Annotated in this window: 21 protein-coding genes; 11 read left to right on the forward strand and 10 right to left on the reverse strand. The window is 69.0% G+C overall.

What is annotated here, in order from left to right; translation table 11 throughout:
* The first annotated feature begins 29 nt into the window (after positions 1-29).
* The 7 genes from Q9S36_RS24530 to Q9S36_RS24560 are packed head-to-tail and all read left to right on the forward strand — an operon-like array spanning position 30 to position 7,754.
* Positions 30-1,058 (forward strand): polysaccharide biosynthesis protein, encoded by a 1,029-nt coding sequence (locus Q9S36_RS24530; RefSeq protein ID WP_311287443.1) that lies wholly within the window; start codon positions 30-32, stop codon positions 1,056-1,058.
* Positions 1,058-2,020 carry a glycosyltransferase family 4 protein gene (locus Q9S36_RS24535; protein ID WP_311287622.1) on the forward strand — a complete coding sequence of 321 codons (963 nt, stop codon included), beginning with the start codon at positions 1,058-1,060 and terminating at the stop codon, positions 2,018-2,020. Before Q9S36_RS24530 ends, Q9S36_RS24535 begins: the two co-directional genes overlap by 1 nt.
* An 8-nt stretch (positions 2,021-2,028) precedes the next feature.
* The gene (locus Q9S36_RS24540; RefSeq protein WP_311287444.1) at positions 2,029-3,249 is read left to right on the forward strand and encodes a glycosyltransferase family 4 protein; all 1,221 of its coding nucleotides are present in this window, start codon (positions 2,029-2,031) and stop codon (positions 3,247-3,249) included.
* Entirely contained in the window at positions 3,246-4,169 is a 924-nt protein-coding gene (locus Q9S36_RS24545) for an NAD-dependent epimerase/dehydratase family protein (RefSeq protein WP_311287445.1), read from the forward strand. The genes Q9S36_RS24540 and Q9S36_RS24545 overlap by 4 nt, the downstream gene beginning before the upstream one ends.
* Before the next feature lie 5 nt (positions 4,170-4,174).
* Positions 4,175-5,287: an NAD-dependent epimerase/dehydratase family protein gene (locus tag Q9S36_RS24550; protein ID WP_311287446.1), complete on the forward strand. Its 1,113-nt coding sequence runs from the start codon at positions 4,175-4,177 to the stop codon at positions 5,285-5,287.
* A complete protein-coding gene (gene wecB, locus Q9S36_RS24555; protein WP_311287447.1) occupies positions 5,284-6,411 on the forward strand; it encodes a non-hydrolyzing UDP-N-acetylglucosamine 2-epimerase in 1,128 nt (375 codons plus the stop codon). Before Q9S36_RS24550 ends, wecB begins: the two co-directional genes overlap by 4 nt.
* Positions 6,408-7,754, forward strand: coding sequence for an O-antigen polymerase (locus Q9S36_RS24560; RefSeq protein WP_311287448.1), 1,347 nt, complete (start codon positions 6,408-6,410; stop codon positions 7,752-7,754). The genes wecB and Q9S36_RS24560 overlap by 4 nt, the downstream gene beginning before the upstream one ends.
* A gap of 80 nt (positions 7,755-7,834) precedes the next feature.
* Here the strand turns inward: Q9S36_RS24560 and Q9S36_RS24565 are convergent, their stop codons facing one another.
* From Q9S36_RS24565 to Q9S36_RS24585, 5 genes are read right to left on the reverse strand one after another with little or no spacing between them, the layout of a single operon-like run.
* Positions 7,835-9,106, reverse strand: a complete 1,272-nt coding sequence (locus tag Q9S36_RS24565) for an oligosaccharide flippase family protein (protein WP_311287449.1) — start codon at positions 9,104-9,106, stop codon at positions 7,835-7,837.
* A 3-nt stretch (positions 9,107-9,109) separates the two neighbouring features.
* Entirely contained in the window at positions 9,110-10,222 is a 1,113-nt protein-coding gene (locus tag Q9S36_RS24570; protein ID WP_311287450.1) for a DegT/DnrJ/EryC1/StrS family aminotransferase, read from the reverse strand.
* On the reverse strand, positions 10,219-10,677 hold the full coding sequence (locus Q9S36_RS24575; protein ID WP_311287451.1) for an acyltransferase: 459 nt from the start codon (positions 10,675-10,677) through the stop codon (positions 10,219-10,221). The genes Q9S36_RS24570 and Q9S36_RS24575 overlap by 4 nt, the downstream gene beginning before the upstream one ends.
* Positions 10,670-11,767 (reverse strand): Gfo/Idh/MocA family oxidoreductase, encoded by a 1,098-nt coding sequence (locus tag Q9S36_RS24580; RefSeq protein ID WP_311287453.1) that lies wholly within the window; start codon positions 11,765-11,767, stop codon positions 10,670-10,672. The genes Q9S36_RS24575 and Q9S36_RS24580 overlap by 8 nt, the downstream gene beginning before the upstream one ends.
* Positions 11,764-12,753, reverse strand: a complete 990-nt coding sequence (locus tag Q9S36_RS24585; RefSeq protein WP_311287455.1) for a glycosyltransferase family 2 protein — start codon at positions 12,751-12,753, stop codon at positions 11,764-11,766. The genes Q9S36_RS24580 and Q9S36_RS24585 overlap by 4 nt, the downstream gene beginning before the upstream one ends.
* A 248-nt stretch (positions 12,754-13,001) precedes the next feature.
* Between Q9S36_RS24585 and Q9S36_RS24590 the strand changes: the two genes are divergently transcribed.
* Positions 13,002-14,195 (forward strand): hypothetical protein, encoded by a 1,194-nt coding sequence (locus tag Q9S36_RS24590; protein ID WP_311287456.1) that lies wholly within the window; start codon positions 13,002-13,004, stop codon positions 14,193-14,195.
* A gap of 6 nt (positions 14,196-14,201) precedes the next feature.
* Here the strand turns inward: Q9S36_RS24590 and rffA are convergent, their stop codons facing one another.
* Positions 14,202-15,395: a dTDP-4-amino-4,6-dideoxygalactose transaminase gene (rffA, locus tag Q9S36_RS24595; RefSeq protein ID WP_311287457.1), complete on the reverse strand. Its 1,194-nt coding sequence runs from the start codon at positions 15,393-15,395 to the stop codon at positions 14,202-14,204.
* Between the two features lie 190 nt (positions 15,396-15,585).
* On the opposite strand from rffA, the gene Q9S36_RS24600 reads away from it, so the two are divergent.
* Positions 15,586-17,367, forward strand: coding sequence for a hypothetical protein (locus Q9S36_RS24600; RefSeq protein WP_311287458.1), 1,782 nt, complete (start codon positions 15,586-15,588; stop codon positions 17,365-17,367).
* Positions 17,368-17,459: 92 nt separating this feature from the next.
* Here the strand turns inward: Q9S36_RS24600 and Q9S36_RS24605 are convergent, their stop codons facing one another.
* Both Q9S36_RS24605 and cysD read right to left on the reverse strand, forming a co-directional pair.
* Positions 17,460-18,731 carry a GTP-binding protein gene (locus Q9S36_RS24605; protein ID WP_311287459.1) on the reverse strand — a complete coding sequence of 424 codons (1,272 nt, stop codon included), beginning with the start codon at positions 18,729-18,731 and terminating at the stop codon, positions 17,460-17,462.
* Complete coding sequence (cysD, locus tag Q9S36_RS24610; RefSeq protein ID WP_311287460.1) at positions 18,731-19,645, reverse strand: sulfate adenylyltransferase subunit CysD; 915 nt, start codon at positions 19,643-19,645, stop codon at positions 18,731-18,733. The genes Q9S36_RS24605 and cysD overlap by 1 nt, the downstream gene beginning before the upstream one ends.
* A gap of 103 nt (positions 19,646-19,748) precedes the next feature.
* On the opposite strand from cysD, the gene Q9S36_RS24615 reads away from it, so the two are divergent.
* Positions 19,749-20,921, forward strand: a complete 1,173-nt coding sequence (locus Q9S36_RS24615; RefSeq protein ID WP_311287461.1) for a glycoside hydrolase family 16 protein — start codon at positions 19,749-19,751, stop codon at positions 20,919-20,921.
* Here the strand turns inward: Q9S36_RS24615 and dtd are convergent.
* Entirely contained in the window at positions 20,918-21,346 is a 429-nt protein-coding gene (dtd, locus tag Q9S36_RS24620) for a D-aminoacyl-tRNA deacylase (protein ID WP_311287462.1), read from the reverse strand. The genes Q9S36_RS24615 and dtd overlap by 4 nt on opposite strands.
* A 17-nt stretch (positions 21,347-21,363) precedes the next feature.
* Between dtd and Q9S36_RS24625 the strand changes: the two genes are divergently transcribed.
* The gene (locus Q9S36_RS24625; protein WP_311287463.1) at positions 21,364-22,188 is read left to right on the forward strand and encodes a 3-keto-5-aminohexanoate cleavage protein; all 825 of its coding nucleotides are present in this window, start codon (positions 21,364-21,366) and stop codon (positions 22,186-22,188) included.
* 93 nt (positions 22,189-22,281) lie between these two features.
* On the opposite strand, the gene Q9S36_RS24630 is transcribed toward Q9S36_RS24625, so the two are convergent.
* Positions 22,282-23,121 carry a DUF559 domain-containing protein gene (locus Q9S36_RS24630; protein WP_311287464.1) on the reverse strand — a complete coding sequence of 280 codons (840 nt, stop codon included), beginning with the start codon at positions 23,119-23,121 and terminating at the stop codon, positions 22,282-22,284.
* Between the last annotated feature and the right edge of the window lie 138 nt (positions 23,122-23,259).

The raw sequence follows: 23,259 nt of genomic DNA on the forward strand, positions 1-23,259 counted from the left end.
CCCTTCTCCAGCTCGAAAGCGAGATCCCCGTGTCGACCCCCGTCGATCCCCAGTCCACCGTGCTCGTGACCGGTGGCACCGGCTCGTTCGGCCACACCATGGTCCGTCGACTCCTCGACTCGGGCGTGGGCGAGGTCCGCGTGCTCAGCCGCGACGAGCTCAAGCAGCACGACATGCGCCTCGCGCTGAACGACGACCGGGTGCGGTTCTACATCGGCGACGTCCGCGACTACGACAGCGTCGACCGCGCGACACGCGGGGTCGACTACGTCTTCCACGCGGCCGCGCTCAAGCAGGTGCCCAGCTGCGAGTTCTTCCCGCTCGAGGCGGTGCGCACCAACGTCCTCGGCAGCGCCAACGTCATCGAGGCCAGCAACGCCAACGGCGTGCGGTCCGTCGTGTGCCTGGGCACCGACAAGGCGGCCTACCCCGTCAACGCCATGGGCATGTCCAAGGCGATGATGGAGAAGGTCGCCCAGGCCTTCGCGCGCAACAACCCCACGGCCCACACCGTCGTGTCCACGGTGCGCTACGGCAACGTGATGATGTCGCGCGGCTCGGTGATCCCGCTGTTCATGGACCAGATCCGGGCAGGGGAGCCCGTGACGGTCACCGACCCGCAGATGACGCGCTTCCTGATGTCGCTCGACGAGGCCGTGCTGCTGGTCGAGCACGCCTTCGCCCACGCGCAGCCCGGCGACCTCTTCATCCGCAAGGCCCCCGCCTCCACGATCGAGGACCTCGCCCTCGCCGTCGGCAAGGCGATGGGCACCGAGCCCGACATCAAGGTGATCGGCACCCGGCACGGGGAGAAGCTCTACGAGACCCTCGCCACGCGGGAGGAGCTGGCCCGGGCCACGGACCAGGGTGACTACTTCCGGGTCGCGGTGGATGCCCGAGACCTCAACTACGGCGAGTACTTCGACGAGGGCGACCGCCACGAGTCGGAGATCGACGACTACCACTCCCACAACACCGAGCGGCTCGACGTCGACGGCGTGGTCGACCTCCTCGACGGGCTGCCGGCGTTCCGCCGGCGGATCGAATCCGGAGCGTGATGGTCGCCTTCTGGGTGGCACTGGCCGCTGGTCTCGCGCTGACCGGGCTGATCGTGCCGGTCCTGCGACGCGCCCAGCTGCTCGACGTACCCAACGAGCGCTCGTCGCACAGCGCGCCCGTCCCGCGCGGTGGCGGGCTGGCGGTGATGGCTGCCGTTGCGCTCGCGACGCTCGTTGCCGCGCTCGCGGGGGCCGAGGTGCTCTGGGTCCCCCTCGTCGTGTCCATCGGCCTCGCAGCCGTGGGACTCGTGGACGACCGGAGGTCGCTGCCCGGCCCCGTCCGGCTGGTGCTCCAGCTGGTGGCGGGCGCCGTGGTCGCAGCGTGGGCATGGGCGGCGGCCTCGCCGTCGGTCGCCGTCGCCCTCTTCGCGCTCGTCGTGGTCGTCGTGGTCGCGGGCTACGTCAACGCCTTCAACTTCATGGACGGCATCAACGGGATCTCAGCCCTGACCGCTGCCGTCGCCGGTGCCTGGTGGTGCTGGGTGGGCGCCGAGCACGACGTCGAGGGCCTGACGGTCATCGGCGCGAGCCTCGCGGGAGCCATGCTGGGCTTCCTGCCCTGGAACGCCCCCCGCGCCCGGATCTTCCTCGGCGACGTGGGCAGCTACGGCATCGGGTTCCTCGTCGTCGTCGGAGCGGCATGGGCGTGGGCCAACGGTGTCCCGGCCGTCCTCTGCGTGGCCCCCCTGGTCGTCTACCTCGCCGACACCGGCTGGGTGCTGGTCAAGCGCGCGGTCGGCGGACGCCCGCTCATGCAGGCCCATCGCGAGCACGTCTACCAGCAGCTCGTCGACCAGGGCTGGTCGCACACGGCGTCCGCCCTGCTGTGCGCCGGCACGAGCGTCCTGGTCTGCCTCGTCGCCGCGACGGCTCCCCTCGCGGTGTCCGTGCCCGTGATGGCCGTGGTGTGCCTCGCCTACCTCGCCTCACCGCGCGCCCTGCGATCCGGGGTGGTCGCATGAGGATCGGCATGATCAGCCAGTGGTACGAGCCCGAGACCGGCTCCGCCGCCCATCCGACGGCGATCGCACGCGGGCTTCAGGCGCGCGGGCACCAGGTCCGCGTGCTGACAGGCTTCCCGAGCTATCCCCAGGGCAGGACGTACGACGGCTACCGGATGCGGCTCCGCGCCCACGAGACGAGGGACGGCATCGAGCTCCTGCGGGTGCCGGACGTGCCGAGCCACGACCAGAACGCCCTCCGCCGCGCGCTCACCCTGACGTCGTTCGCTGTGTCGGCCACGGCGCAGGTCGGCTGGCTCCGCGACGCCGACGTCGTCCTCACCTACCTGTCGCCGGCCACTGTCGGCCTCGCTGCGATGACCCTCGAGCGACTGCGTGGCGTGCCCTACGTGCTCTACGTCCAGGACCTCTGGCCGGAGACGATCACCGCGAGCGGGTTCCTGCCGGGCGATCGGCTCAACGACGCCGCGGAGACCGTCATCCATCGGGGCCTGAAGCGGCTCTACCGTCGTGCAGCAGGCACGGCCGCACTGAGCCCGACGATGGCCAGGACGATCGGGGAGAGGGGCACTGTCGTCGAGCCGGTGTCCATCCCGAACTGGGTGGACGAGGAGATCTTCGCCCCCGCCGCTCCTCCCGCAGCCCGCGCGCTGCCGGAGGGCCGTACCTGGATGATGTACGCCGGTGGCATGGGCGACGTGCAGGCGCTCGACCACGGGGTCCGTGCCCTGGCTCGCCTCTCCGCGCGTCCGGACATCGGGCTGGCGTTCGTCGGCGACGGGGTGGCGCGCGAGCGACTCGAGAGGTTGTCGGCCGAGCTCGGTGTCACCGACAGGGTCCTCTTCCTCGGGTCGCGGCCCATGACGGACATGCCCGGGCTGATGGCCGAGGCAGCGGCCCAGCTGGTCTCGCTCAAGGACCTGCCCTTGTTCCGGGGGACGATCCCCAGCAAGGTCCAGGCGGCCATGGCGTGCGGGAGTCCCATCGTGTGCGCCGTCGCGGGCGAAGCCGCCGACGTGGTGACGAGGGCGGGCTGTGGCATCGTCGTCGCGCCCGAGGACGAGGTCTCGCTGGCCGAGGGGTTCGTCGCGATGGCCGACATGGGGTCGGACGACCGCCGCCGGATGGGTGACGCCGGTCGCCGGGCCTACGTCGAGACCTACTCGGCCGCCGCCGGCACCGAACGCCTCGAGCAGCTGCTGCTGAGCGCGGCCGGGAGACGCCGATGAGCGGCGGCCGTCCAGGAGTCGTCGCGGTCATCGGTGCGAGCGGGTTCGTCGGCTCGCACGTGGTGGCCGCGCTGGTCGCGCGCGGCGCCGACGTCAGGTCCGTACGCGCCCCCCGCCTGACCACCTCGGCCAGGACCGCGGCGGAGCTCGAGGTGGACCGCGTGCGTCCCGACGTACGGGCGGAGGCGGAGCGACTGCGTGCGGAGCTGTCCGACGTGGTGGCCGTGGTGAACGCCGCCGGCGTGGCGGACGCCACGGGCACGGGCGACGAGCTCTTCGGTGCCAACGCGCTGCTGCCCGCCGTGGTGACGGACGCCGCACCGGACGGTGCCCGGCTGGTGCACGTGAGCTCCGCTGCCGTCCAGGGACGCATGTCCCCGCTCGACGAGACCTCCCTGCGCGCCCCGTTCAGCCCGTACTCGGCGTCGAAGGCACTCGGCGAGGAGATGGTCGGCGCGCGCGCCGGAGCCGTCTGCTTCCGCCCCACCTCGGTCCACGGACCCAACCGCGGGGTGACCCGCAGCCTGCACCGCGTCGTCTCCTCACCCCTGGCGTCGGTGGCCGGCCGCGGGGACGGGCCCACGCCTCAGGTGCTGGTCGAGAACGTCGCGGACGCCATCGCGTACGTCGCGCTGGCGGCGCAGCAGCCTCCGCCCGTCGTGCTGCAGCCGTCCGAGGGTCTCACCGTCGCGGGCCTCGTGCGTGACCTCGGCGGGCGGGAGCCCAGGCACGTGTGGCCGTGGGTGGCGCGCCTGCTCGTCCGGTTGCTCGGCATGATCGGAGTCGCCGTCCCTGCGGCGGCAGGCGTGGCGAGACGGCTCGAGATGCTGTGGTTCGGGCAATCGCAGGTCGCCGGCTGGCTGACCGGAACGGACTGGTCGGCTCCCGTGGGCCGGCAGCAGTGGAAGGACATGATGTGAAGGAGGTGGCGATCACCGGGGGCTACGGCTTCCTGGGCTGGCACACGGCGTGTCGGCTCCGTGCCCTCCACGGCGTCGAGCCGGTGCGTCTGGGACGTGAGGACCTGGTCGACCCGCAGCGACTCGCGTCCTCGCTGGAGGGCGTCGACACGGTCCTGCACGTCGCCGGCGTCAACCGCGCAGACACCGACACCGAGGTCGAGGCGGGCAACGTGCAGGCTGCTCGGGCGCTGGCCGACGCGATCCGCGCCTCGGGCCGGGCGATCGACGTCGTCTACGCGAACTCCGTGCAGGCCGAGCTCGACAACCCCTATGGCCGGGGCAAGGCGCAGGCGGCCAGCGTCCTGGCAGACGCCTGCACCGGGACGGGCGGCCACTTCGCCGACCTGCTGCTCCCCAACCTCTTCGGCGAGCACGGGCGACCCGGCTACAACTCGTTCGTGGCGACCTTCGCCCACGAGGTCGCCGGCGGGCGCACCCCCACGGTGACGGGCGACCGGGAGATCGACCTCCTGCACGCCCAGGACGCCGCCGCCGCGCTCATCGACGCGGCCGGGCAGGACGTGCGGACCGTGGTGAGCGGCGAGGCCATCACGATCGGTTCCGTGCTCGGCCTGTTCCAGGAGTTCCACGAGCTCTACGCCGAGCGCGGTGAGATCCCCGACGTGTCGACCCGCATGCGGCTGAACCTCTTCAACACCTACCGGGCTGCGGCCTTCGCCGGTGCACCCGCAGCCGCTCCGCAGGTGCACTCCGACAACCGCGGTGACCTCTTCGAGACGGTGCGCTCCCACGGAGGCACCGGCATGGCGTACGCCTCGACGACGAGGCCCGGCCAGAAGCGCGGCGAGCACTACCACCTGCACAAGATCGAGCGTTTTGTCGTGGTCAAGGGCCGAGCCGAGATCCAGCTGCGCCGCCTCCTCCACGACGACGTCGTGACCCTGGAGGTCAGCGGCGACCGCCCGGTGTTCGTCGACATGCCGACGCTGTGGGTCCACAACATCCGCAACGTCGGCGACGACGACCTGCTGACGGTCTTCTGGGCCGACCAGCTGCTCGACCCGCAGAATCCGGACCAGTTCCCCGAGACGATCGCGCAGGAGGCACGCGCATGAAGGTCATGACCGTTGTGGGCACCCGCCCGGAGATCATCCGGCTCGCGCGGGTGATCGACCGTCTCGACGCCACCAAGGGCATCGAGCACGTGCTGGTGCACACGGGGCAGAACTACGACCACTCGCTCAACCAGGTCTTCTTCGACGACCTCGGCCTTCGTGCCCCCGACCACTACCTGGGCGTCGACACCAGCAGCCTGGGCGCGGTGCTCGGCGGCGTGCTCGTCGGGACCGAGAAGGTCCTGCTCGAGGAGCGACCCGACGCGCTGCTGGTGCTGGGTGACACGAACTCGTGCATCGCCACCGTGATGGCCAAGCGGATGCGGATCCCGACTTACCACATGGAGGCAGGCAACCGCTGCTTCGACGAGAACGTGCCCGAGGAGACCAACCGGCGCCTGGTCGACCACGTCGCCGACTTCAACCTGGCCTACACCGAGCACGCCCGTCGCAACCTCCTCGCCGAGGGCCTGCACCCGCGCCGCGTCCTGGTCACGGGCTCGCCCATGCGCGAGGTGCTGGAGCACTTCCGCGACCAGATCGAGGCGTCCGACGTCCTGTCGGAGCTCGGGCTCGAGTCGGGTCGCTACTTCCTGGTCAGCGCGCACCGCGAGGAGAACGTGGACTCGCCCGACCGGCTCGAGATGCTCATCGACTGCCTCGAGCGCGTCGCGGGTGAGTGGAACCTCCCGGTGGTCGTCAGCACCCACCCACGCACGCGCAAGCGGATGGAGGCCCTGGGCCGCGAGGTCGACGGGGACATCCGCTGGCTGGAGCCCTTCGGCTTCCACGACTACAACAAGCTGCAGCTCGAGGCCGCCTGCGTCCTCTCGGACTCCGGCACGATCTCCGAGGAGGCCTCGATCCTCGGCTTCCCGGCCATCACCCTCCGGGACTCCATCGAGCGACCCGAGGCGCTCGACACCGGCTCGATCATCATGACCGGTCTGGAGGCGGACGACGTCGAGCGTGCGGTCCGGATCGCCATGGAGGACGGCGCCATCACGTCGTCGATGCCGGCTGGCTACGAGATCGCGGACACGAGCAACCGCGTCGTCCGGTTCATCGCATCGACCGCCTCGCGGCACCACGCCTGGGCTGGAATCAGGAACCTCAGCAAATGACGACAGCTCTGCTCATGATCCTCGCGACACTTCCGCCTGTCGCGCACGCCTGGTTCGTCCAGAGGCATCGTGGCCTGTTCAACGTCGACGCCATCTTCGTGTGGTTCCAGTGGACCATGGCCGTCGGCGCCGTGCTGGTGGTCGACCTGGATGAGCCGCTCGCCGCACGGTTCCTCGTCTTGTCGATCCTGCCGCTTGCCATCTACTGCTTGACCTCTTTCGTCCTCTTCTGGAGATCAACGAGGACGGACGGCGAACGGGAGACGCACCCGCGAGGCGGCCGGGTCCTGCCCATGACGGGGGTGGAGATGCGCTGGGCCTGGGGCATCTTCCTCGTGAGCGCGGTGATCACGATCGCCTACTTCGTAGCCGTGGGCTACAACGTGTTCCTGCTTGGGATCCGCGGCCTGTTCACAGGTGAGACCTTCGACTACACGACCCTGCGCCTGGAGTCGTACGCGCCGAGTCGGTACCTCTTTCCGGGCTACGTGAACCAGTTCCGGAACGTGCTGCTGCCGGCCACCGCCCTGGCTCTGGCCTGGAACGCCTATCGGGATCGCCATCGCCTTCGGCACGTACTGGCTGCCTTCTTCGGCGCGGCGAGCCTCGTGTCCTTGATGGGCACAGGGCAACGAGGAGCGTTCGTCCTCTTCCTGCTGGTCACGATCGTCTTCCTTCGGTGGGCAATCGCGTTGCGCTTCGGACGCCCGCTGCTGATCGGCGCGCTGGTCGCGGTACCGGCTCTCTTCTTCGCAACTCTCCTGTTGGGACGGAGTCAGGCGGACATCGAGGAGGGTGGATCTCGGTTCGGCGCGGTGGCAACCATCGGGCAGGAGCTGCTCGAGCGTTTCTTCATCGTGAACCAGCGATCCGGCTACGACGCCGTCATCTTCATCCAGGACCGTTCGACGGTGTGGGGACAGGAGTGGCTGCAGGGAATCGCCGGGCTGACCCCGTGGAGCTCGGGCTCGCCGCTGGCTAAGCAGGTGTTCGAGCACCTCTACGGTTCCGACAGGGGCACCTCACCCATCACGCTGTGGGGCTCCGTGTACTACAACTTCTGGTGGTGGGGAGTCGTCCTCGTGCCCATCCTCCTCGCACTTGCGACGGCTTGGTTGGTGCGACGGATTGAGCGAACGCCCTCGACCTCCGCGCTGGAGTCTGTCGGGATGGCTGGCGTGACCATCGTCCTGGGCACGTGGGTCGCGGGAGCGCCCGACCAGATGGTGAACAACGGCCTCGTTGCCTTTGCTGTGCTGTGGTGGGTGGGTGCGCGGCTCCGGGTGGGCGAATCGCCTCTCGCCGTGCTCTCGACCATCAGGCGCGGCTGGCGCAGGTCCTAACTGCCGGTACATGGCCGGCGCGGGCTGTCCCGTTCGATGGCTACGCCGAGCCGCCTTGCGTGGCTCCAGGCCGTGGCCGCCTACTGGCTGGACTCGACCCCCGGCTCACCTCTGCGCAGGTGCAGGAGAGATCGCCGACTGAGGAGCCAGGACACGGCGTACATGCCGGCTGAGACCGTGGAGTAGGCCCACACACACTCCAGTGCCGACCACTCGAGCTCGTGGCCGACGAGGAAGGCCGTGACGGTGACGACAAGGCGAGCGACATCCCACGCGAGCTGCACGACCGACTGTTCGGTGACGATCAGCGTCTGTGACAGGGGAGAAGCGACGAACTGTGCACTGACACTGATGCCCAGCGCCTGCGCCATGTATCCGGAGGTCCTCCACTCATCACCCAGGACGAGTGAGAACGCGGTCGGGGTCAGTGTCAGGAGAACGAGCAGCAGAAGGGTGGCGATCAGCGTCAGCCGGCGGCTGACCGATCGAAACAGCGGCAAGAGGTCGGACGCATTCGCACGAGTCCGCCGCGACAGCTCTCCGAGGTAGACCTGCGCGATTGCCTGTCCCACGAGCGCGAGCGGTACCGCGAGAAGCTGCTGCGCAAGCCCGAACGTGCCTGCGTCCGAAACGCTGAAGAGCGTCGTCAGCATGATCACGGGAACATAGATTCCCAGGGCGTTGATCAGGCCCGACGGCGCCAGGACGAGCGAGAAACGCAAGTAGCGCCGCAGGTTGCGAAGCACGTCGGCAGGGCGGGGAGGGCCCCCCAACCCTGACTTGTGCATGAGGGACAGAACTCCCAGTGACTGTCCGGCCACCGTTCCCCACCACAGACCGGGCGTGCTGGCTCCGCCGATACCGCTACCGAGCTGGGCAACAGCGGTGGCGCCTGACTGAAGGAAGTTGCGACGCCCTGATCGGCTGTACTGCCGTTGCCGTATCGCCCACTGGTTCAGCAGCCGAAACAACGCGTACACGGCGGCCAGAACTGGCACGAACGGGAGCAGATCGCCGGCTCCCACGTGACCGCCGATCCATCCGTTGGCAGCCACGAAGCCGGCGATCGGAATCGCGACCAGGAGAAACACGGCAGTCAGTACGAACCCGCCGTAGACGAGTGCTCGTGCATCGTCGTCCTCGGGAGGCAGCGGCACGGCGAACTCGTAACGCAGTGCAGGGATGGTGCCGAGCACCGCAGCCACCGCTACGAGGAACGCGAATGTCCCGTACTCTGCGGGCTCGTACAGACGGGTCAGGAACGGGGTGACTCCGAGCGCTATCAGATGGCCGAGCGCGGTCCAGGAAATGATCGCAAGGACGGCGCGTCCAGCGCCACTCGGGCCCTTCACGTGTCACGCAGTGGCGTCAGTGAAGAACGCTCGAACGTGTGCCGCTACCTCGTGCGCCTGGTCGACGGTGAGGTGCTCGCCGATGGGGAGGCTCACGAGCTGAGCGCCGTGGGCATTCGCGACGAAGTCGCTGCGCGCAGACTCGTTCTGGGAGTACGCAGGCTGCGCCGTCAGTGCCACGGGATAGTGCTTGCCTGTGGGGATCCCGAGGTTCGAGAGGTGCTCGACCAGCTCATCGCGGCGACTCGTCCGGAGGACGAAGAGGTGGTAAGCGTGGCGATCACCTTCAGGCACATCGTTCGGGAGCGTGAGCCCGTCGATGTCCGCCAGTTCCGTGCGGTAGGTCGATGCGATGTCGTTCCGCCGGTCGATCCATCGGTCGAGGTGGGGCAGCTTGACGGTGAGGATGGCAGCCTGCAGGCCGTCCAACCGGCTGTTGCGACCTTCGAACTCGTGCAGGTACTTGTCGGTCCGACCGTGATTCGCGATCATCCGGCAGCGGCGAGCGAGGTCGGCGTCATTGGTGACGATCGCGCCACCGTCGCCGTAGGCGCCCAGGTTCTTTCCCGGGTAGAAGCTGAAGGTGCCGATGTCGCCGATCGCGCCGACACGTTGGCCCTGGTGCTCGGCGCCGTGAGCCTGAGCGCTGTCCTCGATGATCCTGAGGTTGTGCGCCGAGGCGAGCGCCTTCACCTCGGCCATGTTCGCGGGCCGGCCGTAGAGGTGAACCACGACGATCGCCGCGGTCTTGCTCGTGATGCGTGCTGCGACATCCTCCAGATCGAGGAGGTACGTGTCGGGATCCACGTCCGCGAACACGACTCGGTGTCCTGCACGAGTGATCGCTTCGCTGCTGGCGATGAACGAGTTTGCCTGGACGATGACCTCGCTACCAGCCGGGAGGCCAAGTGCCTCGAGCGCGATCTCGATCGCATCCGTCCCGTTACCGACGCCGACGCAGTGCTCTGCTCCTTGGAACTCGGCGAACGCCGCCTCGAACGTGGCCACGTGCGGGCCGCCGATGAAGCTGGACTCATTGAGAACGGACTGGATCGCCTCGTCGATCTCGGGCTTGATCGACGCATACTGCGCTTGCAGGTCCAGGAACTTGATCACTTGACTCTCCTTGCAGGGTTCCCGACGTAGGTACCGGGCTCGTGGATGCTGCGAGTCACCACCGCGCCCGCGCCGATGACCACGTCGTCACAGACCTCGACGGGCAGGATGGTGGCGTTCGACCCGATCGAGACACGGTCTCCGATCCGGGTGGACTTCCAGAGCTCGCGGTCGCCACGGGCCGGACCCCCGGTCGAGAAGGTGTCGTTGATGAACATCACTCCGTGACCCACGAACACGTCGTCACCGATCGTGACCAGTTCACACACGAACGAGTGGGACTGGATCTTGGCCCGCGCACCGATGGTGACACCCTTCTGGATCTCGGTGAAGGGGCCGATGAAGCTGCCGTCGCCCACCTCGCACTCGTACAGGTTCGCGGGCTGCAGCACCGTCACGTCTGAACCGAACACGACGTCCCGGACGGTGCACTCGATGATCCTCGGTTCACCCACGAGGCACCCCGAGCCTGCACTTGCTCGGACTGAACCTCAGGGAGACTTCTCGGCCCGTCTCGATGGACTCGTAGATCGCAGAGATCAGCTCGAGGCTTCGACGGCCCTCGAGTCCATCCACGAGGTGGGGGGTGTCATTCGTGATGGCGTCCACGATGTGCTCGTAGTACGCGCGGTGCCCGAACCCGTACACGTCCGGCGGGTTGACCGAGTACTCGTCGAGCACGGTGTCGTCGCCCTCCTGGGCGTCGACGAAGTTCCAGGTCTTCATCTCGTTCACTGCGAAGCCGCCGATCTCCACCGATCCTCCTTCGCCGAGGATCGAGAGCGATCCTTCGAGGTCGCGGGGCCTCGTCGCTGTCGTCGCCTCGATGACGCCCAGCGCTCCGTTGGAGAACTGCAGGCTCACCACGGCCGTGTCCTCAGCCTCGATGTCCACCAGGGCGGTCCGGCTCATGGCGTAGACCTTCTCGACGTCGCCCATCATCCACTCGAGCAGGTCGACGTGGTGGCTCGCCTGATTCGTGAGGACTCCGCCGTCCAGCTCCCAGGTGCCTCGCCACGAGTCCTGGTCGTAGTAGGCCTGAGGGCGACACCAGCGAACGCGAACGGTGCCCATCACGAGCTTCCCGAACCGACCAGCCTCCAAGGCCTCTCGCGCCTTGGCGACCGGCACGTTGAAGCGGTTCTGCTTGACGACGAAGAGTCGGACCCCGACCTCGTCACAGGCCCTGATCATGGCGTCGGCGTCGCTGAGGCGCAGCGCCATGGGCTTCTCGACCACGATGTGCTTCCGGTGGCGCGCCAGCTCGATGACGTGGGTGGCGTGGTTGCCGCTCTCGGTCAACACGACGAACACGTCAGGCTGTACGGCGTCGGCCATCTCGTGCATGTCGGTGAACCACGGGACGGAGACCTTCTCGCCCAGCGCCTCTGCCTTGCTCTCCACGATGTCGCAGACGCCCACGAGCGTGGCCCCGGGGATGGCGCCCGAGGACAGCAGCTCCGAGTGGCGCACGGCGATCCGGCCGCATCCCACAAGCGCGAAGCGCAACGGATGCTCGGTCTGGGCTGTGTTTGTCGTGGTCATCGTCCCCTCCAACCAGAGAAGTACCTGTAGAAGCGTGTGCGAACAGAAAAGAGGGCTGGCGACGACATCGAAGCGTTCGCGAGCCGGTCAACGAGTGGCATGCCGCGCTGTGACAGCAGCTTGAAGGTCTTGCCGCGATACCTGAGCTCCTCCACTGCGACGTGGGACCGCAGGTGCGCCCGTGACGCGGGGGACAAGTCGAACGCGGGGTTCTCCAGGATCAGGTCGATGGCCTTCGCGCGCCTGTGCATCGACTCACTCATCGTCCCGAAGTCCTTGTGACGCGGATTCGAGTTGGCGGCGTGGATCCTGTAGTTGACCACGACGTGAGGAGAGTTGACCACCTCGTCGGCCAGCAGATGGGTCAGCTCGCCCAGCCACGTGTCCTCGGACGGCAGCTCTTCAGGCACGGGGAAGCACATCTCCGCGAGAGGTCGCGTCATCGTGATGCTCGGGCCTGAACGCGATCCGGCGGTGCCCCGCGGAAGCAGCATCTTGTCGAACCTCGGGCTGTCAGACATGGAGAGCAGCTTGAAATACCCGGCCACCTTGATCGACCGCTTGCTCTCCGGGATGGCTGCGGCGCGTCCGCTCAGTGAGTCAGGCGGCATGGTGTCGTCACCACCCATCAGCACGATGAGGTCACCTCGCGACTGGCTGAAGGCCAGGTTGAACGCTGCCACCTTGCCGAGCTTGACTCCGGTGGACACCAACCGCACGCGGGGGTCTGCGTCGCTTGCGCGACGAATGATGTCCACGGTGTCGTCCGTCGACGCGTCGTCGACGAGCAGAAGCTCCCACTCCGTCAGGTCCTGAGCGATGACACTGTCGATCATCTCTTTCAGGTGGACCGACTCGTTGAAGACGGACGAGAGGATCGATACGACAGGCTTACCGCCATTGCTGGGGTGTTGCAGAATGATCAGCCTGCTCTCTACAGAAGTGGATGGCCCCCGCCCGCGCCGATCGTGCCGGCGCAAGCCCATGGCAACTCGTCGTGCATGCGCCCGCAGCTGGTTGCAGGGCTGGGCATGGGCGTGGCACGGGCGAAGCCTCCCGTTGGGGCAGCAGTGGCCATCGTAACGATGCTGGAACCCAAGGGAGAATCCACGTCCACGCCGCTGCTACCGTCGGCCGCCCGATGGGCGGACGAACGCCCAGTCGTCCCGACGATTGCGAGTGTCTGATGACGGTGCCTCCAGTTCTTCCAGCCCGAAGCTTCCGGTCCCTCCTGTTGGCCGCACTGCTCGTGGCACTGACCACCACGGTGGTCCCGGCACCGGCTCAGGCGCAGCGGATCAAGCCGGACTTCTGGGGGATGCACGACGGCGACTGGACCACGGCGCCGTCCGTCGCAGTCGGAGCTGCCAACCTCACGACCTCCGGGACGTACTGGCGGAGCGTCGAGACACGCAAGGGTCGATTCGACTGGGACCGGCTCGACGCACAGGTCGCGGCAGCCGAGAGCATCGGCGCACAGCCGATGGTCCTGCTGGGGCAGACGCCGCGCTTCCACTCCGCCCGACCGGGGTCGAAGGAGTACGACGACTTCATGCCCAAGGTCTCCGCGTGGAAGCGCTACGTCACCAAGGTGGCCACGCGGTACGGCGCACGGATCGACTACCAGATCTGGCCCGAGCCCAACATCGTCCAGAACTGGAAGGGCACCCCGCGTCAGATGGCGCAGCTCACCGCGATCGCCAGCAAGGCGATCCGCAAGGCCGCAGGCAAGAAGGCGAAGGTGGTCTCCCCTGCGGTGGCGCTGCGCCTCGCCAGCCAGCGGAAGTGGACGCTGGAGTACTTCAAGCAGAGCGTCGGTGGCGTGCGGGTCCACCGCTACATCGACGCGATCGCCATCGACCCGTTCCCCGAGCAGAAGGGTTCGCCCGAGGACTCCTACGTGATCATGAAGGGCATTCGGCGATCGCTGGCCGGGATCGGCGTCCGCAAGCCCATCTGGAACAACGAGATCAACTACGGGGTCCCGGGTGGCGGTGCGACCACCACGACCAGGTACTCCGTCGCCAAGCAGCGCTCCTACGTGATCCGGACGTACGTCCTGAGTGCCGCCGCCAGGATGCAGCGCACCTACTGGTTGGGCTGGTTCACCAGCCCGATCATGGCGATCAACATGGCCGACAGCACCGGACGTGCGCTGGGCCCGGGCAAGTCGTACGCCGTCGTGAGGTCGTGGCTCGACGCGACCAACTTCAAGGGCTGCACGACGAAGCGCGGCATGTGGGTGTGCACGGCGAAGAAGGGCGACGAGGTGCGCACCATCTACTGGAAGCGCTCCGGCAGCGCCACGGTCACGACCCCCCGGTCGACGGTCAGGGTCGAGAACCAGAACGGTGCGGTGGACGACCGCGGCGGCCGTACGACGGTCCGCGTGACGTCCCGCCCCATCATGGTCGCGTCGGGGCGTTAGACCGACTCACCGGGCGTGCGTCGCCACCGCGGCCAGGAACGTCTCCGTCACGCGCTCGAGGTCGCGGCCGGCGAGGTCGTTGTAGAACGGCAGCCGGAGCAGTCGGCCGCTGATGTCCTCCGCAACCGGGCACTCCGTGTCGCGGACGGCGAAGGCGCGCCCGGCGTCGGAGGCGTGCAACGGCAGGTAGTGGAACGTCGCGTTCACGCCTGCCCCGCGCATCGACTGGAGCACGTCGTTGCGGCGAGCCCGATCGGGCAGGAGCACGTAGAACATGTGGAAGGACGAGTCACGGTCATCCGGCACCTGCATCAGCTCGAAGCCGAGCTCTTCAGCACGTGGTGACAGGGCCGCGTCGTAGTGCTTGTGCAGCAGCCGACGCTTGCCCTGGATGACGTCTCGCTGCTCGAGCTGGGCGAGGAGGTAGGCGGCCAGCACGTCCGAGAGGCCGAACGACGAACCGGTGTCCTTCCAGGTGTACTTGTCGACCTGGCCGAGCATGAAGGCACGGCGGTTCGTGCCCTTGTCGTACAGCACACGCGCCCGGTCGACGTCCTCGGCGTCGTTGAGCAGGAGCGCGCCGCCCTCACCGCAGACGAAGTTCTTGGTCTCGTGGAAGCTGAGTGCGGCGTAACGCCCGATGCTGCCAAGCGGCTCGCCGCGCCACGAGCCGAACAGGCCGTGCGCGTTGTCCTCGATGAGCCGGACGTCGGGCCACGCCGCGAGCACGTTCCGGATCCCCTCGATGTCGCAGGCCACACCTGCGTAGTGCACCACGACGACGGCCCGCACGCTGTCGTCGAGCAGGCTCGCGAGGTGCTCCGGGTCGATGCCCAATGTGCGCGGCTCGATGTCGCAGAACACCAGTCCGGCGCCCTGCCGGGCGAAGGCGAGGGCGGTGCTGGTGAAGGTGAAGGACGGCACGATCACGGTGTCCCCGGGCTGCAGGTCGAGCAGCATCGCGGACAGCTCGAGGGCCGAGGTGCACGACGTCGTCATCAGCGCCTCGTGCGACGCGGTGTGGGCAGCGAGGAGGTCTGCCGCACGGCGGGTGAACTCCCCGCCCGACGCGGGGTGTCCGCTCTGGATGGCCTGCTGGACGTAGTCCAGCTCGCGTCCTTCGACCGCGACGACGTTGAACGGGATGTCCGGGAGCTGGTCGTCGAGCTCGTCCTCACGCGTGCGCGCGTTCGCGTCCATCGGCAGTGCCCTTCTGTCGTCCGGTCGCCACCAGCAAGCGACGGCCGGCACGAGCACTCGACCCTACGGTCTGTCCCTGTCCGGCGCGCAAACGGGACGGTCGGGGATGACCGGGCTGCTGCGAACAACTGATGTAATCCCGTGGGGCGTCCACGCCTCGCCGCACCAGGACGCACCCGAGAGGACCACCATGCGCTTCAGCCCCCGAGGCTGGCTCGCTCGCGAGACCACGGTCTGGGCAGTCCTGTGCTCGCTGATCGCCGTCGGTGAGGCGGGAGTCCTCCTCCTCGCTGCCAGACACGGGTTCGACTTCACCGACGAGGGCTTCTACCTCAACTCCATCGGCCGGGACTCCGAGGGCTCGACGCACGTGTCCTCCTTCGGCCAGGTCTTCCGGCCAGTGAACGCCGCGCTGGGCGCTGACGTGGTGGCTGTGAGGTGGTTCAACATCCTGGTCGTGCTCCTCGCCGGGTCGGTGCTCGGATGGGCGCTTATGTCGCGCGGCGGGGAGGCTGCGAGGGGCCGGTCGGCTGCCGTGCTCGCCGTCGCGGCCTCGACCCTCGGCTTCTTCGGCACCGGTCTGTTGTCTCCCAGCTACAACTCGCTCGCTGCGATCGGCGTGCTGGTGGTCGGTAGCGGGCTCGTGCTGTCGGCCGATCGCGAGTCGACGCGTGGCCGCACCCGTGCCGCCGCCCTGCTCGTCGGTCTGGGAGGCCTCGCGACGTTGCTCGGCAAGCCGAGCGCAGCCATGGCCGTGGCCGTGGTTGCCGGTCTTGGTCTCCTGGTCGTCGGCCCGGTGGGGCGACGCGTGGCAGTCATGGCCGCAGCCGTCGCTGGGATCGGGCTGGTCCTCACCTCGTGGGTGTTGACGGGCTCGCCCATCGGGCTGGTGGAACGGCTGCAGCGGGCGGTCGCCGACGCACGCGGGATGGAGGCCGGGCACGACCTGGGATCGGCGCTGTCGCAGTTCGGCATGCCGGCGACGTCCTCCTGGGCGCTCCTGGTGTCACTGGTGCTCGCGACGGCCACCTTCACGTGGAGCCGGGGATGGCTCTCCTCCGGACGGCGCAAGGCCGCGTGGCTGCTCGTCAGCGCGGCTGCGACGGCGTACGTCGCGTACTCGTTCATCGGGCAGGTGGAGGCGCTGAGCTATGCCACGCCGACGCGGGCTCTCGTCATCCTGAGCGCTTCGGTCGGCGTGATCCTTGCTGGGCTGACCACGGGGCGCCGCCCCGATCTGCCGAGCTCGGTCCTCGCTGTGACGCTCTGCCTGCTGCCCCATGCCTGGGCCTTCGGGAGCAACAACGACTACTGGCACGGCGGGTCCCTGCTGTACGTCCTGTGGTTCGCCGCCGGCGTCGTGCTCCTGCGGGGCCAGCGCGGAGCGGACCCGGCCGCACCGGCGATCGGTACGACCGTTCCGATGCTCCTGCTCACCGCGGCCGTGATCGCCTCCGTGGTGACGAACCCCTACCGCCAGGTGGTTCCGACGTTCGACCAGGAGACCGCCACCCGTGTCGGTCCGTCCGCCACCCTCAGGCTGGCACCCGACTTCGCCCGGGCGATCGACGGCTTCCGCGAGGCCGCCTACGGCGCCGGCTTCACCGCGGGCACACCGGTCCTCGACCTGACCGGGCAGATGCCGGGTCTCGTCTTCGCCATCGAGGGACGTGCGGCGGGGGCGCCGTGGATCATTGGCGGCTACCCGGGCAGCGACGACGTGGCGCGACGTACGGTGTCACGCACGTCGTGCTCCACCCTCGCCGAGGCGTGGCTGATCCAGGAGCCGGCCGGTACGCGGCAGATCGACCCGGCGGTGCTCTCGGAGCTCGGTGCGTCCCTCGACGACTGGACCCCCGTGACGTCCCAGACGTTCACCACCATTCCCGGCACGGAGCGGTCGGTCACCCTGCTCCGGCCGACCAGCTCCCCCGAGGACCGGTTGGCGGAGTGCGAAGCCGCCAGGGGCTAAGCAACGAGCCGCAGCGCTGGGCACATGCCCCGCGACGCCGAAGAGGCCCCGACCGTGTCCGGTCGGGGCCTCTCGCGTGCGGCGGGTGCGGGTCAGCTGCCGCTGTTGATCATGCCGGCGCCGACGGTCACGCCGGTCGCCTCGTCGATCAGGATGAACGAGCCCGTGGTGCGGTTCTTCGAGTACGGGTCGCACAGCAGCGGCACCGTGGTGCGCAGCTGGACGCGGCCGATCTCGTTGAGGCCGAGCTCGCCGGCCTCCTGGTCGCGGTGGAGCGAGTTCACGTCGAGGCGGTACTGGATGTCCTTGACCATCGCGCGGCCCGTGCGGGTCGTGTGCTTGATGGCGAGCTTCTGCCGCGGGCGCAGCGGCTCGTTGGTCATCCAGCAGATCATCGCGTCGATGTCCTGGCTGGGCTTCGGCGCGTTCTTGACGCGGGCGATCATGTCGCCGCGCGACACGTCGACGTCGTCCTCGAGCCGCACGGTGACCGACATCGGCGGGAACGCCTCGTCGACCTCGCGGTCGAAGAGGTCGATGGCCTCGATCTTCGAGGTCATGCCGCTCGGCAGCACGATGACCTCGTCGCCCTTCTTGAGCACGCCGCCCGCGATCTGGCCGGCGTAGCCACGGTAGTCGTGGTGCTCGTCGGATTTGGGACGTACGACGTACTGCACCGGGAAGCGCGTGTCGACGAGGTCGCGGTCGGAGGCGACGTGCACGTGCTCGAGGTGGTGCATGAGCGTCGGGCCGTGGTACCAGGGCGTGTTCTCCGAGCGGTCCACGACGTTGTCGCCCTTGAGCGCCGAGATCGGGATGACCTCGAGGTCGGGGATGTTGAGCTTCGTCGCGAACTGGGTGAACTCGGCGTGGATCTTCTCGTAGGTCTCCTCGGACCAGTCGACGAGATCCATCTTGTTGATGCAGAGCACGAGGTGCGGGACGCGGAGCAGCGAGAGCAGCACGGCGTGGCGGCGCGACTGCTCGGTGAGGCCCTGACGGGCGTCGACGAGCACCAGGCCGAGGTCGGCGGTCGAGGCGCCGGTGACCATGTTGCGGGTGTACTGCACGTGGCCCGGGGTGTCCGCGATGATGAACTTGCGGTTGGGCGTGGCGAAGTAGCGGTAGGCGACGTCGATCGTGATGCCCTGCTCGCGCTCGGAGCGCAGGCCGTCGGTGAGCAGCGAGAGGTCGACGTAGCCGTGGCCCTTGTCGGTGGAGGTCTTCTCCACGGCCTCGAGCTGGTCGGCGAAGATCGACTTGGAGTCGAAGAGGAGGCGGCCGATCAGGGTCGACTTGCCGTCGTCCACCGAGCCCGCGGTCGCGAATCGGAGCAGGTCCATCTGGCCATCGGTGGCGCCCATCAGAAGTAGCCTTCCTTCTTGCGGTCTTCCATGGCCGCCTCGGAGAATCGGTCGTCACCGCGGGTCGCGCCGCGCTCGGTGACCCGGGCAGCCGCGACCTCGTCGATGATCTCGTCAATGGTGCTGGCCGTGGACTCCACGCACCCGGTGAGGGTGATGTCGCCGCAGGTGCGGAAGCGCACCGTGCGCTCCTCGGCGACCTCGCCGTCGCGCATCGGGTTGAGCGGGGTCTCGGTCATCAGCATGCCGTCGCGCTCGAAGACGCGCCGCTGGTGGCTGAAGTAGATCGAGGGGATCTCGATGCCCTCGCGGCCGATGTAGTCCCAGATGTCGAGCTCGGTCCAGTTCGAGATCGGGAAGATCCGCATGTGCTCGCCGGCGTGCAGGCGGCCGTTGTAGAGGCTCCACAGCTCGGGGCGCTGGTTCTTCGGGTCCCACTGGCCGAACTCGTCGCGGTGGGAGTAGACGCGCTCCTTGGCGCGGGCCTTCTCCTCGTCGCGGCGACCGCCACCGAAGGCGGCGGTGAAGCCGTTCTCCTCGATGGCGTTGAGCAGCGTGGCGGTCTGCATGCGGTTGCGGCTGGTCTTGCCGTCGTCGACGAGCACGCCGTTGGCGATGGCGTCGTCGATCGAGGCGACGACCAGGCGCACGCCCAGCCGGCTGACCCAGCGGTCGCGGGTCTCCATCACTTCGGGGAAGTCCAGGCCCGTGTCGACCTGCATGATCGGGAACGGGATCTTCGCCGGGTAGAAGGCCTTCTCCGCCAGGCGGAGCATCACGATGGAGTCCTTGCCGCCGGAGAACATCAGGACCGGCTTCTCGAACTCGGCAGCGACCTCGCGGAAGATGTGGATCGACTCCGCCTCGAGCTGGTCGAGCTGACTCAGCTGGTAGTCGACATGGGTGTTGGTCATGGCGTAGCAAGGACCTCTCTTGGGGACAGCAGCCATCATCGTAGCCACGCCGGTCGCCCCGGTGAATTCGCGTCGCTGGGCGTGGTCGGCCAGACTCGGCCGAATGAGGCGTACCCCCCGTCCCGCGCTCCGCTCCGCGCGGCCCCGCCGCCTGCTGTGCGGCCTGCTGGCCGTGGCCTTCGTCACCGCGAGTTGCTCCTCGTCCGGCGACGACGCCCCGCCGTCGTACTCCGAGAGCGATCGCCTGGAGGTGCGCGTCCTGCCGCAGCTCGCCGCGACGGGGGAGGACACGGAGTCCGCGGACGACGCCGCCTGGGTCGTCGACGCCACGGTCGCGGACGCTGAGGAGGGCACCGCCGTCGCGCTGTGGGCCACGACCGAGGACGGCGGGTGGGAGTCGGTCTCGGAGGAGGAGACGGACGACGAGGGCCGGGTCGCGCTGACCTCCCGCACCTCCGGCGACCTGCAGGTGGTGGTCGGTGACGGTGACGACGCCATCGGCGCCGAGGTCTCCACCGACGAGGCGCCGCAGCCGTCCTTCACCGACGACTTCGACAAGGACACGGTCGACGAGGGCACCGACGGCAACTGGATCACCCGCAGCCAGGGGCACGTCGGCGTACGCACCTGCTCGCAGGCCTCCGAGGAGGGCGCCGAGGTCGAGGACGGCGTGCTGGTGCTGAGCGTGCTCGAGGACCCCGACAAGGACCTCTGCCAGCCCAACGGCAAGCGCAAGAAGTTCCCCTACCGCCTCAACGGCCACGTCGGCACCGAGAACCTGTACGGCTTCACCTACGGCTTCGCGGCCGCGCGGATCAAGGCCCAGTCGGCCCGCGGTCAGCACGCCGCCTTCTGGATGCAGGCGGCCGGCGGCCAGACCGCCGGTGGCCCGAAGAAGGGCGGCGCCGAGATCGACATCATGGAGTACTTCGGCGACGACCACCCCGAGGGCGGCCTCACCAGCTTCACCTACTACCTCGACGCCAAGGGCAAGAAGCAGACCAAGGGCGGTTGGGTGTCCGACCTCGACCAGTACGGCGAGGGCTGGGCCGACCAGTACCACGTCTTCTCGGTCGAGTGGACGCCGAAGGAGTACGTCTTCCGCATCGACGGGCAGGTCACCCACCGCATCGAGGGGGAGACGTCCGGGCGCGAGGAGTTCCTCATCCTCAGCCTGCTCTCCTCCGACTACGAGCTGCCGCGCTTCAACGGCGAGCTGCCCGAGCACATGCAGGTCGACTGGGCGCGGGTCTGGGAGACCGGCCCGAAGTCCTAGGGCGAGTCGAGCACGAGGGTGATCGGGCCGTCGTTCACGCTCTCCACCCGCATGTCGGCGCCGAAGCGCCCACGCTCGACGTGAGCGCCCAGTCGCTCCAGCTCGGCGCACACCGCGTCGTAGACCGGCTCGCTGACCGGCCCCGGCGCGGCGGCCTGCCACGTGGGCCGGCGGCCCTTGCGCGCGTCGCCGTACAACGTGAACTGGCTGACCACCAGCACCGGGGCGCCGATGTCGCTGGCGCTCTGCTCCTCGCGCAGGAGCCGCAGGTCCCAGACCTTGCGCGCGGTCCAGGCGACCTCGGCCGGCCCGTCGTCGTGGGTGACGCCGAGGTAGACCAGGAGGCCCGGGCGGTCGAGCTCGCCGACCACCTCGCCGTCGACCCGGACGCTCGCGGAGAGGACCCGCTGGATGACCGCACGCATGGTGCAAGGATGCCGCCATGTCTGATGCGTTGCTGATCACGGTCGCCCCCACCGGGGCCGAGACCGCCAAGGCCGACTGCCCACAGCTCCCCACCACCCCGGAGGAGATCGCGCGCACCGCCGCGGAGTGCGAGGCGGCCGGCGCGGCGATGATCCACATCCACGTCCGCGACGGCGAGCACGCCCCCACCCTCGAGCAGCCGCTGCTGCGCGAGTGGGTCGCGGCCGTGCGCGAGTCGTCGTCGCTGGTGGTGCAGCTCTCGACCGGCGGCTCGGTCCACGACCCGCTCGACAAGCGCCTGGAGGTGCTCGACGCCGAGCCGGACTCCTGCTCGCTCACCATGGGCACCACGAACTTCGGCGACGACGTCTTCCTCAACCCCTGGCCCTTCGTCAAGGACCTCTACCAGCTCGCGCTCGAGCGCGGCGTCGCCCCGGAGTTCGAGCTCTTCGACCTCGGTCAGGTGCACGCCCTCGGCCGGCTGATCCGGGAGTACGGCACCCCCGCCGGCGGCAAGGTCCACGTCGACTTCGTCATGGGCGTGCCCGGCGGGATGCCCGGCACCGCGCCGGCCCTCGTCGCCGGCGTCGCCGCGCTGCCGCCGGAGGTCACCTCGTGGTCGGCGACCGGCATCGGGCGCTCGACCCTGTCCGTGGCGATGGCCTCGCTCTCCATGGGCGGGCACCTCCGCGTCGGCATGGAGGACGTGCTCACCATCAGCCGCGGCGTGCCGGTCGAGTCCAACGCGCAGCTCGTCGCCCGCGCCGCCGAGCTCGGCCGGGTCGCGCAGCGTACGACGATGACTCCGGCTGGCTGCCGGGACCTGCTCGGCCTGGCCTGAGGGCCGTTCGCCGCCGCACCTGCCCGCCGACACGCCGTACGCCGAGTGCGCCACGCCGCCGCTTGCCGGGAGAACGGACCGGGATGGGCCCTGTCAGGCCGCCACCGGCAGCGCCATGGCGGCACGCACCGTCCGCACGACCACCTCGGGCGAGAACATCACCTGCTCCCACGTGAAGCGCAGGACCGTCCAGCCGGCGACGACCAGGGCGTTGTAGCGCACGCAGTCGGCGTCGTGCTCGGTCTTTCCGGCGTGGAAGCCCCAGGAGTTCGCCTCGATGGCGAGCGCCCGGAACGGCTCGGCCAGATCGGGGTGGTAGGTCACGCCACCGACCGTCGTCGCCCATTGCGGAACGACGTCGATGCCCGCCTCGACGAGGATGGCGCGCAGCACCGACTCGAACGGGTTGGCGGCCAGGTGGGTGGCGTGCTCGAGGACACGACGGACGCGTGGCGGAGTGCGCGAGCCCAGGGCCGCCATCAGGTTGTCGTGGCTGAGGTCGCCATGGCGCAACGCGGAGTCGGCGACCGCCAGCGCCTCGCCGAAGGGGAGCTCGGCAGCGCAGTCGAGGACGGTGCGCAGGCGGGAGGTCGCCCATCCGTCGAGGTCGGACCGCGGCAGGGTCTCGCAGACCAGCTCGCCGTCGACCGGGTGGGCGGGCCGGGCCGGTGCCACGACCTGTGGGTAGCGCGCGGGCCACTGCGTCTCCCAGCCCCAGTGCGCGGCGGCCGAGAGCAGGCGCAGGTGACCACCCACCTGCACCGCGACATCGCGAGCCTGGTCGGCCGTCGGCAGTGCGTAGCGCCCGCGCGAGACTCGTACGACCAACCGCGACTCGACGGCACGTCGCAGGCGCTTGCGGGTCGTCAGGCGGAGGAGGTCGGCCGTCGACCCGATCCCGCCGAGCCGGGTCAGGGCGGCGACGGCGTCCATGGCCGCCAGTGTGGTGCGGGCCCGCGCATGGCGCGAACGGATCTCCACAGGGGCCGCTGATCACCGGCGACCCCGCCGACACGCCGTACGTCGTCCCCGACACGCCGCGAGTCGGACGGCCCACCCGCGGTGAAGGGC

It is taken from the genome of Microbacterium sp. ARD31 (assembly GCF_031844425.1).

What these genes read in the sequence shown, in the direction of transcription:
- Q9S36_RS24535 (WP_311287622.1), top strand. Translation starts at nt 1,058, where the DNA reads ATGGTCGCCTTCTGGGTGGCACTGGCCGCTGGTCTCGCGCTGACCGGG.
- Q9S36_RS24540 (WP_311287444.1), top strand. Translation starts at nt 2,029, where the DNA reads ATGATCAGCCAGTGGTACGAGCCCGAGACCGGCTCCGCCGCCCATCCG.
- Q9S36_RS24545 (WP_311287445.1), top strand. Translation starts at nt 3,246, where the DNA reads ATGAGCGGCGGCCGTCCAGGAGTCGTCGCGGTCATCGGTGCGAGCGGG.
- wecB (WP_311287447.1), top strand. Translation starts at nt 5,284, where the DNA reads ATGAAGGTCATGACCGTTGTGGGCACCCGCCCGGAGATCATCCGGCTC.
- Q9S36_RS24560 (WP_311287448.1), top strand. Translation starts at nt 6,408, where the DNA reads ATGACGACAGCTCTGCTCATGATCCTCGCGACACTTCCGCCTGTCGCG.
- Q9S36_RS24580 (WP_311287453.1), bottom strand. Translation starts at nt 11,767, where the DNA reads ATGACCACGACAAACACAGCCCAGACCGAGCATCCGTTGCGCTTCGCG.
- Q9S36_RS24585 (WP_311287455.1), bottom strand. Translation starts at nt 12,753, where the DNA reads ATGGGCTTGCGCCGGCACGATCGGCGCGGGCGGGGGCCATCCACTTCT.
- rffA (WP_311287457.1), bottom strand. Translation starts at nt 15,395, where the DNA reads ATGGACGCGAACGCGCGCACGCGTGAGGACGAGCTCGACGACCAGCTC.
- Q9S36_RS24600 (WP_311287458.1), top strand. Translation starts at nt 15,586, where the DNA reads ATGCGCTTCAGCCCCCGAGGCTGGCTCGCTCGCGAGACCACGGTCTGG.
- Q9S36_RS24605 (WP_311287459.1), bottom strand. Translation starts at nt 18,731, where the DNA reads ATGGGCGCCACCGATGGCCAGATGGACCTGCTCCGATTCGCGACCGCG.
- cysD (WP_311287460.1), bottom strand. Translation starts at nt 19,645, where the DNA reads ATGACCAACACCCATGTCGACTACCAGCTGAGTCAGCTCGACCAGCTC.
- Q9S36_RS24615 (WP_311287461.1), top strand. Translation starts at nt 19,749, where the DNA reads ATGAGGCGTACCCCCCGTCCCGCGCTCCGCTCCGCGCGGCCCCGCCGC.
- dtd (WP_311287462.1), bottom strand. Translation starts at nt 21,346, where the DNA reads ATGCGTGCGGTCATCCAGCGGGTCCTCTCCGCGAGCGTCCGGGTCGAC.
- Q9S36_RS24625 (WP_311287463.1), top strand. Translation starts at nt 21,364, where the DNA reads ATGTCTGATGCGTTGCTGATCACGGTCGCCCCCACCGGGGCCGAGACC.
- Q9S36_RS24630 (WP_311287464.1), bottom strand. Translation starts at nt 23,121, where the DNA reads ATGGACGCCGTCGCCGCCCTGACCCGGCTCGGCGGGATCGGGTCGACG.